This window comes from Bradyrhizobium sp. CCBAU 25338 (genome assembly GCF_028128965.1).
Classification (GTDB): Bacteria; Pseudomonadota; Alphaproteobacteria; order Rhizobiales; family Xanthobacteraceae; genus Bradyrhizobium; species Bradyrhizobium liaoningense.
Genome location: NZ_LFKY01000040.1, coordinates 338,648 through 354,702, shown reverse-complemented (window position 1 = coordinate 354,702; position 16,055 = coordinate 338,648). Strand labels below are relative to the sequence as shown.

Genomic DNA, 16,055 nt, shown 5'->3' with positions numbered 1-16,055 from the left:
CTCGAGACGTTTAGCGCGAAAGCGTCGCCACATTCGTCATGGCCGGGCTTGTCCCGGCCATCCACGTTTTTGGCCGCGCCGCACGAAGAACGTGGATGCCCGGGACAAGCCCGGGCATGACGAGCACTTGGGAATGTGGGCGTTTATCGCCGCGCGAGGCTGCAACCGCTCGACAGCTGGCGCGTCGATCCCGTCGAGCCGTCGTTGGACTGCGACGGGAATTCGTCGAACGGCGAGTTCTGCTTCCCGGTGTTGAACTCGAAGATCTTCCGGAACAGGCCGGGGGCCATCGCCGAGATCGGATTGACGCGCATCACCGGGGCCGCCGGGGTGCCGACGACCTCGTAGGTCACGCCGATCAGTCCCTCGTTGTTGCCGCCGCCGAGGAAGATGCCGAACAACGGGATCTGGCCGAAGATGTTGTTGACGCCGTACATCGGCACGAAGGTGCCGCTCATGCACACCTGGTTGCCGGGATAGTCGATCGAGCCCTCGATGGTGGCACCGATCATCGGCCCCTTGACCACGCCGTCGCGGACCGTGAGCGCACCGTTCTGCCGCGTGAACTCGGCGCGAAGCGCGCTGAAGGAGACGCCATTCCCGGTGCCGTTGGGCGCGCCGGCGGCAACGCGTTCGAGCTGCGCCTCGCCCTTCACCATGAAGTCGCGCACATTGATCAGGCCCTCGCGCGAGGCGTTCGGCTCGGACGTCGGCGGCTCCATCGCCACCACCATCTGGCCGCCGACCGCCTTGGTGTAGGTGTCGGTGAAGCGCAGCAGCGCGCCGGCATCGTTGGTCTGCAGATAGATCACCTCGCGGCTGCCCTGCGCGCGGCCGCCGCGCAGATCGGCTGCCACCGGTGTGTCGCGGCCGATCTTGCCGCTCAGCGTGAAGGCTTTGACGGCGCCGTTGCGTTTCGACATCTTGGCATCGACGCTGCGCATGGCCTCGCCGTTGAATCCGGCGACGGCACCGAGCTTCACGTCGATGTCGAAATCGACGTTCTTCAGCTTGCTCTTGCCGTCGTCCCTGGAATTGCCTGAGATCGCCGACTTCAGGAAACCGCGGCCGTCGAACACGTCGCCGCGCATGGTGCCGCGCACCACGCCGTCCTGGCTGCGCTCTACTTTGAGCGACGCCTTGTCGCCGTCGGACGGCGCGTAGGTCGGGAAGTTGGCGTTCATGAGATCGCCGTTCGCGTCGATCTCGAGCGAGCCCTTGATCGAGGCTCCGCCACCGTCGATGACGATGTCCTCGAAACGCGTCGATTGCGCCGTCGGCACCACCTTGAAGCTCGCCTTGGCGGATTTGCCCGGCAGCTTGACCCAGCCGGGAAGGATGTTGTCGAGCTTGACCGAGGTCAGGTCGGCCTCGACGCCGAGCTTGGTCGTCTGATCCGTGCCACTTGCGATCTTGCCCGAGAGCTTGATTGGCAACGATCCGCTGACGGCGGGGCTCAGATCGAATCCCAGGCGCGCGCGGCTGGCATCGTCCAGCGTCGCCTGCAATCGGACGTCCGCATCGCCCTCGGCCGGCTTGCGATAATCGAGCGAGGCCGCCTGGCCGTTGATCTTGACGTCGCCCTTGACCTGGTAGCCCTGGTTATTGGCGACGATCTTGAGGTTGTTGGCCTCCAGCTTCTGGTTCATCACCAGCTTCTCGGCGGCAAAGCCGTTGAGGTCGGCAGTGACGGCATACGTGGTGTCAGCCTTGGTCAGTTCGCCCTTGACCGGCATGCCGAGCTGGATGTTCGCCGAGAACGTCCCCTTGCTGGTGTTGGGATCGACGACTGTCGACGACAGATCGCTCAGCCGATCATTGGCGAGCATTTCAGCGGCCGCGGGCACCGGGCCATCGACCCGGAACCTGCTCCGCGACGGCGACGGCTTGGGCGCCATATCGGGCACCTCGAAGACGAAGTCGGAGATCGTGACCTTGCGCCCCGAAGGCGTATCCGCAACGCCCTGTCCGATGTTCACGGTCGCAGTGCGCCCGGTCACACGCGCCTTCAAATCGGCATCGCGCACCACCGGCATGCCGTCCACGGGGCGGACCGAGACGCCGCTCGCCACGATGTTGACCGACAGGCCGTCGTCCGGAATCGGCGGGCCCCTGCGCGGGAGGTTCTTCGTCGGCGAGTTGATGCCGATCTCGATGCGCTGGAGCGTACCGCGCTCGATCCGTTCGATCACCCATTCGCGCAATTCGGGGACGATCAGCGTCGGCCACATCCGCTTCAAGGCCGAGGCCGACATCGGCGTTCCCGCAAAGCCCAGCGTCAGCCGCGGCTCGCCGGAATAGTCGATGGCACCAGTGCCGGCGACGCCGATCTCGCCATTGCTGATGTCCGCCTGCGTCAGCAAGAGGCGCTTGTGATCCGTATCGAATCGGACTCCGATCGCAATGCGGTTGAAGACGAGCGGCGGCTCGTTGTCGATGCCGCCGAGCAGAATCGAACCGCCGCTGAAGCCGAGCTGCCAGTCGTTGGTGCTGCCGTTGGGCGGCTCGAGATGAGCCAGCAGCGTCAGGCGGTTCGCGCCGGAGAGAATCTTGAACGGAGCGACCAGCACGCGCCGGTTGGCGTCCCACTCGACATTGATCTCGGCCGAGTCGATTGCCATCGGATAGTCGGGCGTGTCGGTGTCGATGATGTTGCCGGCTCCGACCGCGATCTTGCCGCGGAAGAAGGTCGGCACGCCGTCGCGGCCGAGCTCGCCCTTGAGTTCGCCGGTCAGCGGCAGGTCGGCGGTATAGGTGAAGTCCTTCACCCGCAGCGCCAGGAGGATGTTGGAGGTCGAGACCTTGTCGGCCTTGATGTCGACGGAGCGCACGCCGTTCTCGGCGGGACCGATCGTGGCGCGCAGCATCCACGGGCGCGCGCCCTCCTCGCCGAGGCTGAGCGCGACGCCGCCACGGCTCGGCCGGCGCAGGCTGAGCGTGATGTTCTCAAACGACCATTTGCTGCCGCGCTGCTGATCGTCGACGATCAGGTTGCCGTTCTTGAGGCCGATCTCGTTGAGGTTCTGGCCGTCGAGGCCGGTCATGCTCAGGCTGTCGAGCCAGTCGAGGCCCTGGAGAATGCCACTCTGCGCTGTCGCCTGCGGTGCGGCTTGCGACACCTCCGGGCTCGCGGGTCCGGTCGCGAATGGCGGCGGTGGGACGCCGTTGCGCGGGAAAGTCGGCGGCAGGCCCGCGTCCTTCTTGGAGGCGACGCCGGTCGCCAGCGGCTTCGCGGTATCGCCGGCCGACACGGTGACGGTGCCATCGGGCGCGATGCGGATCGCGAGCTCGGCATCGACGAGATTGAGGCTTTCGGCGCGCAGGTGCCCCATCAGGAGACCCGCGCCCGACAGCTTCACCTCGGCCTTCGGCGCGCTGGCGACGATGGCGTGATCGCGGTCGCGAACGATGATGTCTCGGATGCGGACGGCGATGCGGACCCGGCCGGCGCGCTCGATCTGGGTGCCGCCGATCTCAACCGTGTTGCCGTGACCGATATTGTCCTCGATCGCGGCCGCCAGCCATGGCGTTGCGATGTCCAGATTGATGGGACCGGCGCCGAGCCGCCACCACAGCGCGCCGAAACAGCCGACGAAGATGATGAGCAGGGTGCCGAGAACCACCGCGATGCGCTTCAGCCAGCGACCACCACCCAGCCGGCGGCGCAAGCCGCCGAATCCGCCACCGAAGCGATGGAAGCCCGAACCGGAACGCGCCAGCAGCCGCCGCGCGCGATGGCCCGCCGCCGCTTCCTGATCCGGATCCCACTCGGCGTCGTCCCATTCCTGCGGCTCATGTTGGCCGCCGCGCCGATCGAAATCCCGGTTGTAGTCCTGGGGCGACGTATTCCTTGCCATTGCTTCTCGATACAGGCGCCCGTCATAGGATTGAGCGCCGCCGGGACCGCAGCCGGCCACGGGAAGTGGTGCTCCCTGCGCCGGCACTGCCGCCATACCTCGTATATTCCTGCTGTTCGTCATTTCGCCCCGGGAGCGCGTTCAACGAGCAGTGGGGTGGTCGGTGGAATTCCTTGTAACCATACTCCGGCGTCGTCAGACTTGCCCAGCCGAGGGCGCGATTCCGGCACGCCGGACGAGGGCTGCAATACCGCTTCGATTGACCCGCCGAAAGCGTCGAAAGGAAGGCGTATGTCCCAGAAATCCCGAAAGAAATCGTCCAAAACGTCCTCCGGCAGTTCGACCGCCAAAAAGAAGACCGCAAAAGCGCGGGCATCGACTCAAGCAAGGTCCGCGCAAACACAGCGGACACCGGCAGGCAAATCAACCGGGACCACAGCAAAAGCAGGATCACATAAGGCCGCATCGGAACAGTTAAAATCACCCAAAACGACCTCCCCGCCCGCTCAGGCGAAGTCCGGCTTGGTTGAGGGCCAGAAGGCCCCCGCCTTCCGCCTGCCCCGCGACGGCGGCGACGTGGTCACGCTGGCTGACTATGCTGGGCGAAAGCTCGTCCTGTTCTTCTATCCCCGAGCCGATACGCCCGGCTGCACCCGGGAGGCGATCGACTTCACCCGCCTGGCCGGCGCCTTCACTGCCGCCAGCACGGCCGTGCTCGGCATCTCCGCCGATCCGTTAAAGGCCCAGGAGAAGTTCCGCGACAAGCACAAGCTGGGCGTGCCCCTCATCTCGGATGAGAAACATGAGATGCTGGAGGCCTATGGCGCCTGGGGCCAAAAATCCATGTATGGCAAAAGCTTCCTGGGAATTCTTCGCACCACGATACTGATCGGGACCGACGGCAGGGTCGCCCGGATCTGGCGCAATGTCCGGGTCGACGGCCATGCCGACGAGGTGCTGGAAGCGGCAACAAGCCTTTAACCAGTCCGTTGAATTCGCCCGTTCCCGTTTCCGGAAAATTAACCATGACCAGCCCAGATTGCTGCGGCAATTGAGCCGCAAGGAGCCCATCCGACCGGCGCGGGAGTGCCGATGTCGAAAAGTTCTGCCCAATACTCGCACTACCCCCAACATCATCCTCATGACCACGGACGCGTCCTCCATCGCCGTCCGGCCGCCCCGGCGGCGGTCGCCGCGATTCCCCTGCCCGCCGCCGACGATGCCTACACCATCGTCCATGCCGGCAAGCAGGTCCGCTTTGGCCCTGTGGTGTTCTGGATCGTGGTCGGCACCGTGGTGCTGCTCGGGCTGTGGTCGGCCGCGACGGCCACCTACTTTGCGTTCCGCGACGACGTCCTGACCCGGCTGATCGCCCGTCAGGCCGAGATGCAATATGCCTATGAGGACCGCATCGCCGAGCTGCGCGCCAAGGTCGACCGCGCCACCAGCCGCCAATTGCTCGACCAGGAACAGTTCGACCAGAAGCTCGACCAGATCATGAAGCGCCAAACGGCGCTGGAGTCCCGGGCCACGGCGCTCGGAGCCATGCCCGACGTGACCGGCTCGATTCCCCGCTCCGCCCCGCAGCGCGGCGATGCTAGCCAGGCCACACCGAAGCCGTCGCCGATCAGCGACACCGTCATCTTCGTGGCGCCGCCGGACCGCGAAGCGCGCCTCGAATCGCGCGCTCCGACCGTCGCGGCGCCGCCGACCAGCCAATTCGCCAAGAACCACGGTTTCGACAACGTGCTGGCCCGGCTCACGAACTCGCTCGATCAGGTCGAGCGGCGCCAGATGGCGACGCTCAACGCCGTCGAGGAAAGCATGGATTCACGCATGCGCCGGATGCGCGGCGTGGTCAGCGATCTCGGCCTGAACCTCGCCAGTCTCGAAGCCGCCGTGCCGCGCTCCGCGATGGGCGGGCCTTTCGTACCCGTCAGGCTGACCCCCAACGCCGGACCGTTCGAGAAGCAGCTCAATCGCATCAACACCACGCGCGCCGAGATGGACCGTCTCAACCGCACGCTCGCGCTGGTGCCCTACCGCAAGCCCGTCATCGGCGAGGTCGAGTTCACCTCCGGCTTCGGCGTGCGCAGCGATCCCTTCCTCGGGCGGCCCGCGATGCACACCGGGCTCGACTTCCGCGCCGCCACCGGCGATCCCGTTCGCGTCACCGCCAACGGCAAGGTGGTCTCGGCGGGCTGGTCCGGCGGCTACGGCCGCATGGTCGAGGTCGACCACGGCAACGGGCTGTCGACCCGCTACGGCCATCTCTCCGAGATCAATGTCAGGGTCGGTGAGATCGTGAAGATCGGCCAGGTCGTCGGGCTCGTCGGCTCGACCGGCCGCTCCACCGGTCCGCATCTGCATTATGAGACCCGCATTGAGGGCGAAGCAGTCGATCCGCAGAAATTCCTGCGCGCCGGCGTGCGTCTCAGCGCGGGCTAAAGCGCGATGCGATTGGGATGAATCGTCATCGCGCTTCAGGTTGTTGCTTAAGCATGATCCTTTCGGAAAACTGCTGCGCACTTTTCCGGATCATGCCTTAGTCCCGCGCTTCTCTCTGTCCCGTAAGCGGCCCTCAGCGCCGGCCACCCATTCCGCCTCCGGGACCGCCGAAGCCGCCACCACCCATTCCACCACCGGGTCCCATCGGCCCGCCGGGCGCGCCCAGACCGCCGGGACCTGACGGGCCGCTCGGTCCTGTCGGCGCAGAGCCGGATGGCCCGCCAGGCCCCGCGCCTGGCGCAGGCGCGCCTGGTGCGCCGGGCTGGCCGCCGCCAGGGGTGGTGCCGCGATCTGGATGCAGGATCGAGCCGCCCGGCGAGCGCCCGGGATGCCCCGCTCCGCCGGGTGCCTGCCCCGGCGACCCCGGGAATTGCCCAACAGCCTGCGCCGAATCGAGCTGAAGCCCGCGCGACCGGTCGAACACGCCATTGACCACCATGCGCGCTTCACCGGCGGCTGGGCCGAAGCGCGAGCCGTCACGGGCAATGAGCCCGGAGCCGAGCTGGAGGTTCGAACCCGCCCGCTGCACATAGGCCTCGATCGACAGGCGGCTGGCGCCGACGAGATCCGAAAAATCGTCGATCCGCGTGCGCGCCGCCTGCATCGCCCCCTGGCTCGCGCGGCCCTCGATCTGGACGCGCTGGCCGACCAGCAGGGGATCGACGCCGCGCAGCTTCAATCCGCCGATTCGTAAGCCGTCCGGCCCGCGCTCGACCAAGCCCGTCACGCGCGCGGCCGCGTTGCGCCTCGGCTCCACCAGGCTTGCGACGATGACCCCGTCAGTCCGGCGCAAGCCGTAGACGGCGACTTGCGTACCCGTCCGGAGCTTGCTCGCCTTGTCACCGGCGAAGATCTTCTGGCCGAGCACGGTCAGCTCGTTGCCCTTCACCTGCTCAATCGGACCGGAGACCTCGCTCGCGACCGTGATGTTGCGCGTGACGAGCGTGCCGTCGGCCTGACGGATCGCAACCACGCGCACGAGCTGGCCGATGCGCAGCGCCCTGGGGCTGGCCGCCTCCCCGTCGATCCGGACCGGCACGTCGCTCGCGTAAGTGATGCGCTCGCCATTGACGTAGATGCTGCCGAAACGCTGGATCACGCCGACGATGCCGGTGCCGCCGATGCCGTGATCATCACCGCGCGTGATCCCGGTGCCACCGATGCCCTGATCGGTGCCACGCTTGACCTGTGCACGGGCGATGGCCGTGCCGGCGAGCCAGAATCCAGCCAGCAGCAGGCGACGGGAGATGACCGGCGGCCGGCTCATGAAGGACCGCCTTCTTTGCCACGCACCTTCGCTTCACCCTCCTCGTCGGCACCCTCGCTGTAGATGTAGATGCCGAAATTCCAGCGGGCATTGCCGCCCTTGTCCTTGGCCAGCGCGCGGTTGGCCTCGCGGTTGGCGGTCTTCAGCGCGTCCATGGCGAGCTCTCGCGAGCGCGCTTCGAGCCGCCGCGCCAGCTTCGGCGAGATGTTGTTGTAGTGCACCGCGCGCTCGAGGAAGCGTGGCGCGGGCCCGGAGACATTTTCCGCGGCGGCCGCGATGTGGTCGTGCAGATTGCGGCCGAGATAGTGCCATTTGCCGTCGTCCTCGCCGCTCGGCACGAACGCGGCCTCGACCAGCTCGATCTCGTCGGCCTCGTTGATGGTGACGAGCTTGCGGTCGATCCACTCGTCGAGCACCGCGCGTGGGCGCACGTCCTTGGTGACCGAGGCGACGAGCTGCTCGAACGAGGGCGCATCACCCTCGGCCGTGCGCGGCAAAGCGAGCGGCTCGCCCCTGGCATCGGTGAACTCGGGCGCGGCGAGCCAGCGCGCGATCACCGCGCTGGTCAGCGACACCGCCGCCGGCGCCTCGTGCACAGGCGCGCCGGCGCCGCGCAGCCGCGCCACTTCCTTGCGATGGATGCCGGTGAGCAGGCTGACCCGGCTGTCGGTCTGCTCCTTTCCTTCCAGCGCGAAATCGTGCTCGGCGACGTTGACGAACAGCTCGCGAAGCAGCTGCGCCAACGCCGGAAAGGTCATGCCGCTTCGGATGCAGAGCCGCACGAGCGGGCGCAGCAGCCGCGCCAGCGGCGCGTGCAGCTTCGCGGCGGCATTCGGCTGCGGTGCCGCTGCTTTGGACCCGGACTTGGCATTCATGTCTGAATTGTACCAATGCAACACGTGGGACACAATCCCACACTTTTCCGTGTTGCAATTGACGTGGTAAATTTTCCCACATATACGAGACGCCACTGAGGGGCGCGACATAGAGAGACTTCACCCATGGCTGACCGCCTGGTCCGCATTTCCAGTTCACCGCGTGCTGTGCCGGCTCCCGACTGGAGACATGGCGCGATCGAGCCGATGCTGCCGGCGCTGCTGCGCGGCGTCATCTTCATCTCGGTGCTGGCCGCACCGTTCCTCGCAGCGCTTCTCGCAGGCTGACCGCCATCATGCATCACACCAGCGACGCCCCGCCCCGCCCGTCGGTGCTGCACATCTTCAAGGTCTACTATCCCGACCTGTTCGGCGGGACGCTCACGGTGATCCGCGACATCTGCGCGAGCCTAAAGGATGCCTTCGCCTCCGCCGTGCTGGTCTGCTCGCAATCGGCCGAACGGCGCGAGATCGTCGTCAACGACGTCCGGGTCGAGCGCGTGCGCTCGTTCGGCAACATCATGTCGCTGCCTGCCGCCCCGACCTATCCCTGGCGACTGTGGCGCAGGATCGCCGAGCACGATCTGCTCGCGCTCCATGCCCCCTTCCCTCTCGCCGACCTCGTCTTCGCCTTCGGATTCGGCGCGAGGCGTCCACTGGTTGTGCACTGGCACGCCGACATCGTCACTCATGCCGGCCTGCGCTGGCTCGTCGAACCTCTGATGCGGCGAACGCTGCGCCGCGCCAAGGCGATCATCGTCTCGGACCACGCGCTGGTCGACAACACGCCGCTGCTGCGCGAATTCGAGGACAAATGCCGCGTCGTGCCGTTCGGCATCGACACCACCGGCTATGACTGGCCGAAGATCGAGCCGCACCATGTCAAAGACCGCGGCCGGCTCGTGCTGGCCTGCGGCCGGCTCGTGCCCTACAAGGGTTTCGACGTGCTGGTCCGCGCCGCAGCCGCGCACGATTTCGAGGTCTGGATCATCGGCGAGGGCATCGAGCGGCCGCGGCTCGAGCAGTTGATCCAGGAACTCGGCCTTCATGACCGCGTCCGCCTGCTCGGCTCGGTCAACGATTGCGAACGCATCAAGCTGATGTGTCTCGCCGACGTCTTCGTGATGCCGTCGGTGACCAATGCCGAGACCTTCGGGCTCGTCCAGCTCGAGGCCATGGCCGCCGGCCGCCCGGTCGTGAATACGGCGCTCGACACTGCGGTGCCGCGTGTCGCCCGCCACGGCATGGAGGCGATCACCGTGCCGCCCGGCGACGTCGCGAAGCTGGGTGAGGCCATCGATATCCTGATCCGAGATCCCGAGCGACGCCGTCGCATGGGGCTAGCAGCGCGCACGCGCGCCCTCACCCGCTACTCGACCACGGCCTTCAGGCAAGGCATGGAGACCGTCTACCGCGATGCCGTTGCCGCACCAGGCAAGGAGCGACCAGCAACCGCGAAGCCGCTTCAAACGACCGCCTGGCTGGACTGCGTTCGGATCGCGGCGGCACTGGCCTGGTCGGACATGCGCCACCGCTACGTGCGTTCGTTGCTCGGCCCGTTCTGGATGTCGCTCCAGATGGCGATCGTGGTGGCGGTGCTGGGCTCGGTGATCGGCCAGATGTCGAACGACGACATGCTGTCGCGCCTGCCCATGCTGGCGCTGTCGATGACGGCCTGGACTTTCCTCAACGGCGTGGTGCTCGACGCCACCACGGCGCTCCAGAACTCCGCGAGCCTGATCCGCGACCGAGCGCTGCCGCCGGTCATCTTCCTGCTGCAATGCACGTTCCGCCAGGCGCTGTTCGCGCTTCATAACGCCTGCGTCCCACTCGTCCTATGGCTCATCCTGTCCCGCCACGAGCTCTCCCACGCGCCGGCGGCGCTGCCGGGCCTCCTGGCGTTCGTGGTCTGCACCTTCGCCTTGAGCCTCGTTCTCGGTGCGATGGCAACACGCTATCGCGACCTCAAGCCAATCATCGAGTCCACGTTGATGCTCGCCTTCCTCGCCTCGCCCATCATCTGGTCGTCGGAGATGATCAACCACCGCTCGACGGTGATGCGGATCAATCCGCTGACGCATCTGTTCGCGGTGTGGCGCGAGCCACTGGCCGGCGGCCATGTCGACCCCGTCAGCATCGTCTATGTCCTCGTCGCGCTGGCGCTTCTGATCGTTGCGAGCGTGCTGACGCTGCTCCACCTGCGAAAAGCCGCGTTCTGGATCTGATGCATGGTCTCGATCAGCCTGCGCAACGTCTGCCTCGACTATCCACTCTATGGCGCTTACGACCATTCGCTGAAACGGCGGCTGCTCGGCCGTCTCATCCGCGAGCCTGGCGAGATGCGGATCATCCGCGCCCTCGACGACGTCACCATCCAGGCTGAAGCCGGTGCCCGTATCGGACTTGCCGGAGCCAACGGCTCCGGCAAGTCGACGCTGCTGCGGCTGATCGCCAGCGTCTATCCACCAAGCAGCGGCAGCGTCGCGATTCAGGGTAAAGTCGTGCCCCTGCTCGGCCTCAATGCCGGCGTCAACCTGGATTTCGTGGCCGAGGACAACATCGCACTGCTGCTGCGGATCAGCGGCCGCAAGCCGACCCGCGGCGTGATCGACGAGATCTGGGCCTTCACCGAGCTGGAGGCGCGCATGCAGCGGCTGCCGCTGCGGATGTTCTCCTCGGGCATGCTGATGCGGGTGCTGTTTGCGACCGCCACGGCCTTTCCGGCCGACATCCTCCTGCTCGACGAATGGCTCAACGTGGTCGACGAGCACTTTGCCGAGAAAGCGCAGGAGCGGCTCCTCAAGCTCATGTCACAGGCGGCGATCGTGATCATCGCCTCGCACGACCAGCTGCTGCTGCGCCGCACCTGCACCAGCATCATCAATCTCGATCACGGCCGCATCGCCTCGACCGTCACGGTCACCCCGCCGGTCCCCAACGCCTTCGAGCTCCGCGAGAAACGCGCATGAAGCAGAACATCCTCGTGGTCTCCGAGTCGCTCGGACAACCCAATCACAAGCGCGGCATCTTCCACTTCACCCGGGAACTGGTACGTTCGCTCGCCTCGGAAGGTCACGAGCTCACGCTGGTGGTGGAGACCACGAAGCGCTACCGCAAGCTCTGCCGGCGCGAGCGGCGTACGAGGCTGTTCGCGGCGCAATCGCGCAACATCGAGCTGCTTGCGCTTTATCGCTACCTCGACGAAATCAACGTGAGCGGGCCGGTGACGCTCAGCGGTACGCTCCGCAAACTCGACTGGCTCCGCCGCAGGGCCGGCCTGTTGCTGTCGCGGGACAACATCGTCTGCCTCCTGCGCGCGCTCGGCCTGATCGGCCTGCCCACGCTCCTGATCGAAAACCGGCCCGCCGCGCTCGAATACATTCCGCCGGATCTGAGGCACCTCGAGCTGTTCGGCGACTTTCAGCTCGAGCCGGGATTCTTCAACTATCAGGACGCCTCGGCCTTCTTCCTGCTGCCACCGCCGCGGATCGACGCGCGCGATTACGACGTGATCGTCGTGGACACCCCGACACGGGTGGTGATCAGGCGCAAACCCTGCGCCAAGGTGATCTGCATCGTCCACGACCTGTTGCCGCTCACCGACCTCAAGCTCAGCGACATCGCCACGCGGCAGTTCCTGGCGCGAATCCGCACCAGCCTGCGCCAGGCCGACGAACTCGCCTTCGTTTCAAACTACAGCATGATGCGGTTCAGGGAATTGCTGCCGCAATTTGCGCACCTGCCGGCGCGGGTCGTGTATCCCCGCACCCGGTTCGACGCCCCGGATGTCCTGCACCTTCCAGCCCCGTCGGGGCGTCCGGGGCGGCCGAGCTTCGTCGTCATCGTCTCGAACGAGCCACGCAAGAACGTCGCCGCCGTCGTCCGCGCCTTCCGCAACGTTCCCCACGCCGATCTCGTCGTGATCGGTTATACCGGCGAGATCAGCCGGATGCGCGACCTCCCGCCCAACGTCCGCTTCGCCGGCTATGTCGACGAGCACGAGAAGGCGGCCCTGATCGCGGAAGCCCACGGCCTGATCATGCCGAGCCTCGCCGAAGGTTTCGGCGTGCCGATCATCGAGGCGCTGGCTGCGAACACGCCGGTGCTGTGCTCCGACATCGCCGTCTTCCGCGAGGTCGCGGGCGAGCTCGCCGACTATTTCGACCCGTTCTCGACGGAGGCGATCGCCGCCTCCGTCACCCGCGTGCTGACGCGGCAGGAGGAGTGCCGCGGCAGGATCCGGGCGCGGCGCCACGAGCTCGCCGAACGCTTCGGCTACGAGACCCAGGCCCGGGATTTCCTCGGCCATGAGAAGCCCAGAGAAAGCCTGGTCGCAGCACAGTAAGCGTCAGCCACATGACCGCTGAGCAAGCCGTATCGCCCAGTCCGGCCAGCCCGCCAACCTTGCGCGACCGATCGCAGGCCCTGAGCCATTCCGCCCGGCTGTTTCGCGCTGCCGACCTGCTCGTCATCCTGATTGCGGCATCGCTGCCCTGGTCGACCACCGCGACTTCGATCCTGGTCGGGTTCTGGCTGCTTGCGGTGACGCCGACCATCGCCTGGCGCGACTATGCGCGCCAGCTCGCGCGGCCGGCGTTTGCCTTGCCCTTGGCACTCCTGCTGCTCGCGCTTCTTGGCACGCTGTGGTCAGAGGGGGCGTGGGCGGACCGGCTGCATGCGGTCAAGCCGGTTGCAAAGCTCATGCTGATTCCGCCGCTGCTCCACCATTTCAGCCGGTCCGAGCGCGGCTTCCATGTCTGCATCGCCTTTCTCGCTTCCTGCGCGCTGCTTGCCGTGTTCTCCTGGATCGTGCTGCTCGATCCCGCCTGGAAGATCACCGCAACGGCGTCGTCAGGCGTTCCCGTCAAGAACTACATCGACCAGAGCCAGGAGTTCACGCTGTGCGCCTTTGCGCTCGCGCTGCCCCTCTGGCGCGGCAGACGCGCGGTCGCAACAATCGTCTGCCTGGCCCTGATCCTGCTGTTCGTCACCAACATGGTGTTCGTCGCCTCGGCCCGCACCGCTCTGCTCTGCATCGCGGTGCTGCTGGCCCTGTTCGCCTTGAAGCATTTGAGCCGGCGGGCGGCGCTGGTCCTGCTCGCAGGCACGATCGCCGCGAGCCTGTTGGCCTGGACCACATCGCCCTATCTGCGCCAGCGCATCAACGACATCGCCGTCGAATACCGCCACGGCCACGAGGACATCAGCCGCGCCTCGACCGCGCAGCGGCTGACCTATTGGCGCAAGTCGCTCCATGCCTTTGCCGAGGCGCCTCTGATCGGCCACGGCACCGGTTCGATCAAGCGCCAGTTCGAGCGCGCCGCCACGAGCGAGAGCAGACTCGATGCCGAGGTCGTGAGCAATCCGCACAACCAGACCCTCAACGTCGCGGTGCAGTGGGGCCTTCTGGGTGTCGTCCTGCTCTACGCCATGTGGATCGCGCATCTTCGCATGTTCGCGGGTGAAGGCTTCGCCGCCTGGATCGGCCTCGTGGTCGTCGTGCAGAACATCGCGAGCTCGCTGCTCAACTCACACCTGTTCGATTTTCACGAGGGCTGGATGTATGTGCTTGGCGTCGGCGTCGCCGGCGGCATGGCGCTGAAGGCCCAAGCCGGAGAAGCGACAGGCAGCGCGTGATCACTGGCTGCGCTCGTCCGTCGATCACCAGCAGCGCGCTGCCGATGACGATCGCGCCCGCGATCTCGCGCATCGAGATCGGCTCACCCAGCACCAGCCAGCCCAGAAGGATGGCGGTGACGGGAATGAGCAGCGTCACCAGCATCACATTGGTCGCGCCAGAGCGCCGCAGGATCTGGAAGAAGACGATGTAGGCGAGCGCCGTCGACAGGCCGGCGAGGCCGAGCACCGCAAGCCATGTCGTGATGCTCGGCATAGGAAGACGCCAGGGCTGCTCTACCGCACCGGCGATGATCGCCATCATCACGGTGGATGCCATCAATTGAAACGTCGCCGTTCCAAGAGGAGGAGAATCCTTCAGCAGCCGCCGCGCGGCCAGTGCCGCACAGCCATAACTCAAGGCCCCGCCAAGGCAGAGCAGGATGCCGAGCCCATGCCCCGACATTGTCTCGGCACCCCATCCGCGCAAGACGACTACGCCGACGACGCCAAGCGCCACGCCGGCCACGCGCCGCATCTGCAACGTCTCCTCGCCCGCCATCGCCATGACGATGACCGTGAACAGCGGCGTGGTCGCGTTCAGGATCGACGCCAGTCCGCTCGGGATGAAAGTCTGGCCCAGCACGATCAGCGAGAACGGGATGGCGTTGTTGAGCAGCCCGATCGCGACGAACGGTTTCCAGCCAGTCGCTCCGATGGGAAAGCCGATGCCCTGCACGCGCAGCAACGGCAGCAGAATGGCCGCGCCCAGCGCGACGCGCAGGAACACCAGCGTCAGCGGCGGCAATTCCCGCAAGGCCGCGCCGTTGAAGAAGAACGAACCGCCCCAGAGGATGGAGAGCACGCAGAGCAGCGACCAGTCTCGAGCGTCGATCCGCCTGTCGTTCGGGGGCATGAGTCTCACCTTGGCGGCCAAGTCTGCCCGCGTAGACCGGCGCGATCGAGGGCGCCACCCGAATTCCGATGAAACAGAGGTTTGTAAAACCGATGCGCGAAAATGAACGCGACGATCGAGATGCCCGGGTCGACCAGCTACGGCTGCTTCGGCCGCGATACCAGCTCGATCATCCGGCCTTCGTCATCGTCGGGCATCGCATCTTTCGCCTGCGCGTAGGCCTCGACCGCGGCGCGCGCGACCAGCGGCTTGTCGGCCAGCAGGCTCTCGGCGAGCCTCACCGCATAAGCGGCATCCTTGTGCCGCAGCGCCGTCGTGAACGTCGCACCGCTGAAATCGCGGGCGACCATGCGCTTGGAGTGACGCTGCACCTGCGGGCTTGCCGCCACGCCCGCCTGGATCGATTCCAGCACCAGGTTCATGTCGAGACCAGCCTGCTCGGCAATCGCGAGTCCCTCGGCGAAACCGGCGATCTGGATCGCGCCCATCAGATTGTTGATGAGCTTGTAGACCGTGCCGGAGCCGACCGGCCCGAAATGGCGGATGGTCGAGCCGATTGGCGTCAGATAAGGCCGCGCACGCTCGAGATCGGCCGGATCGGCGCCGGCGAGCAGCGTCAACCTCCCGGCCGCCGCCGCGTCCGGCAATCCGGTGACGGGGCAATCGATGTAGATGAGCCCGCGCGCGTTGAGCTCGCGGCCCATCTCGCGCGCGTGGTCATAGGAGACTGTGGAGCATTCAATCGCGATGGTGCCGGCCTTCGCCGTCTTGGCCGCACCCTTGGGTCCGAGCCAGACCGCGCGCGAGGCCTCGTCGTCGGCGACCATGGTCACGACCGCGTCGGCATCGATCGCCGCGTCCTCCGGCGAGGTCGCCCAATGCGCGCCGCGCGCGATCAGGTCTTCCGCCTTGGCCTTGCTCCGATTCCACAAGCTGACCGTGAAGCCGGCATCGAGATAGCGGCCGGCCATGCCGTGACCCATCCGCCCCAATCCGATGAAGGCGACACGGGGCAT

At 66.5% G+C, this 16,055-nt stretch carries 12 protein-coding genes; 7 read left to right on the top strand and 5 right to left on the bottom strand.

Annotation, left to right across the window (positions count from 1 at the left end; translation table 11 throughout):
• Nucleotides 1-143: 143 nt before the first annotated feature.
• Nucleotides 144-3,953: a YhdP family protein gene (locus ACM42_RS26105; protein WP_271530567.1), complete on the bottom strand. Its 3,810-nt coding sequence runs from the start codon at nucleotides 3,951-3,953 to the stop codon at nucleotides 144-146.
• A 195-nt stretch (nucleotides 3,954-4,148) separates the two neighbouring features.
• On the opposite strand from ACM42_RS26105, the gene ACM42_RS26100 reads away from it, so the two are divergent.
• Together ACM42_RS26100 and ACM42_RS26095 are read left to right on the top strand one after the other, a co-directional pair.
• Nucleotides 4,149-4,838, top strand: coding sequence for a peroxiredoxin (locus ACM42_RS26100; RefSeq protein WP_271530566.1), 690 nt, complete (start codon nucleotides 4,149-4,151; stop codon nucleotides 4,836-4,838).
• A 111-nt stretch (nucleotides 4,839-4,949) separates the two neighbouring features.
• Nucleotides 4,950-6,305: a peptidoglycan DD-metalloendopeptidase family protein gene (locus tag ACM42_RS26095; RefSeq protein WP_271530565.1), complete on the top strand. Its 1,356-nt coding sequence runs from the start codon at nucleotides 4,950-4,952 to the stop codon at nucleotides 6,303-6,305.
• 133 nt (nucleotides 6,306-6,438) lie between these two features.
• Here the strand turns inward: ACM42_RS26095 and ACM42_RS26090 are convergent, their stop codons facing one another.
• Nucleotides 6,439-7,632: a DUF5666 domain-containing protein gene (locus ACM42_RS26090; protein WP_271530564.1), complete on the bottom strand. Its 1,194-nt coding sequence runs from the start codon at nucleotides 7,630-7,632 to the stop codon at nucleotides 6,439-6,441.
• Nucleotides 7,629-8,507, bottom strand: coding sequence for a DUF6502 family protein (locus ACM42_RS26085; RefSeq protein ID WP_271530563.1), 879 nt, complete (start codon nucleotides 8,505-8,507; stop codon nucleotides 7,629-7,631). Before ACM42_RS26085 ends, ACM42_RS26090 begins: the two co-directional genes overlap by 4 nt.
• Nucleotides 8,508-8,633: 126 nt before the next feature.
• Here ACM42_RS26085 and ACM42_RS26080 point away from each other — a divergent pair, with 126 nt between their 5' ends.
• From ACM42_RS26080 to ACM42_RS26060, 5 genes are read left to right on the top strand one after another with little or no spacing between them, the layout of a single operon-like run.
• The gene (locus tag ACM42_RS26080) at nucleotides 8,634-8,795 is read left to right on the top strand and encodes a hypothetical protein (protein ID WP_271530562.1); all 162 of its coding nucleotides are present in this window, start codon (nucleotides 8,634-8,636) and stop codon (nucleotides 8,793-8,795) included.
• Between the two features lie 8 nt (nucleotides 8,796-8,803).
• Nucleotides 8,804-10,732, top strand: a complete 1,929-nt coding sequence (locus ACM42_RS26075) for a glycosyltransferase (RefSeq protein ID WP_271530561.1) — start codon at nucleotides 8,804-8,806, stop codon at nucleotides 10,730-10,732.
• 3 nt (nucleotides 10,733-10,735) lie between these two features.
• The gene (locus ACM42_RS26070; RefSeq protein WP_271530560.1) at nucleotides 10,736-11,476 is read left to right on the top strand and encodes an ABC transporter ATP-binding protein; all 741 of its coding nucleotides are present in this window, start codon (nucleotides 10,736-10,738) and stop codon (nucleotides 11,474-11,476) included.
• Nucleotides 11,473-12,852 carry a glycosyltransferase family 4 protein gene (locus tag ACM42_RS26065; RefSeq protein WP_271530559.1) on the top strand — a complete coding sequence of 460 codons (1,380 nt, stop codon included), beginning with the start codon at nucleotides 11,473-11,475 and terminating at the stop codon, nucleotides 12,850-12,852. Before ACM42_RS26070 ends, ACM42_RS26065 begins: the two co-directional genes overlap by 4 nt.
• An 11-nt stretch (nucleotides 12,853-12,863) precedes the next feature.
• Nucleotides 12,864-14,144: an O-antigen ligase family protein gene (locus ACM42_RS26060; protein ID WP_271530558.1), complete on the top strand. Its 1,281-nt coding sequence runs from the start codon at nucleotides 12,864-12,866 to the stop codon at nucleotides 14,142-14,144.
• Here the strand turns inward: ACM42_RS26060 and ACM42_RS26055 are convergent.
• Nucleotides 14,032-15,039, bottom strand: coding sequence for a DMT family transporter (locus tag ACM42_RS26055; RefSeq protein WP_271530736.1), 1,008 nt, complete (start codon nucleotides 15,037-15,039; stop codon nucleotides 14,032-14,034). The genes ACM42_RS26060 and ACM42_RS26055 overlap by 113 nt on opposite strands.
• A gap of 137 nt (nucleotides 15,040-15,176) precedes the next feature.
• On the bottom strand, nucleotides 15,177-16,055 hold the full coding sequence (locus ACM42_RS26050) for an NAD(P)-dependent oxidoreductase (RefSeq protein WP_271530557.1): 879 nt from the start codon (nucleotides 16,053-16,055) through the stop codon (nucleotides 15,177-15,179).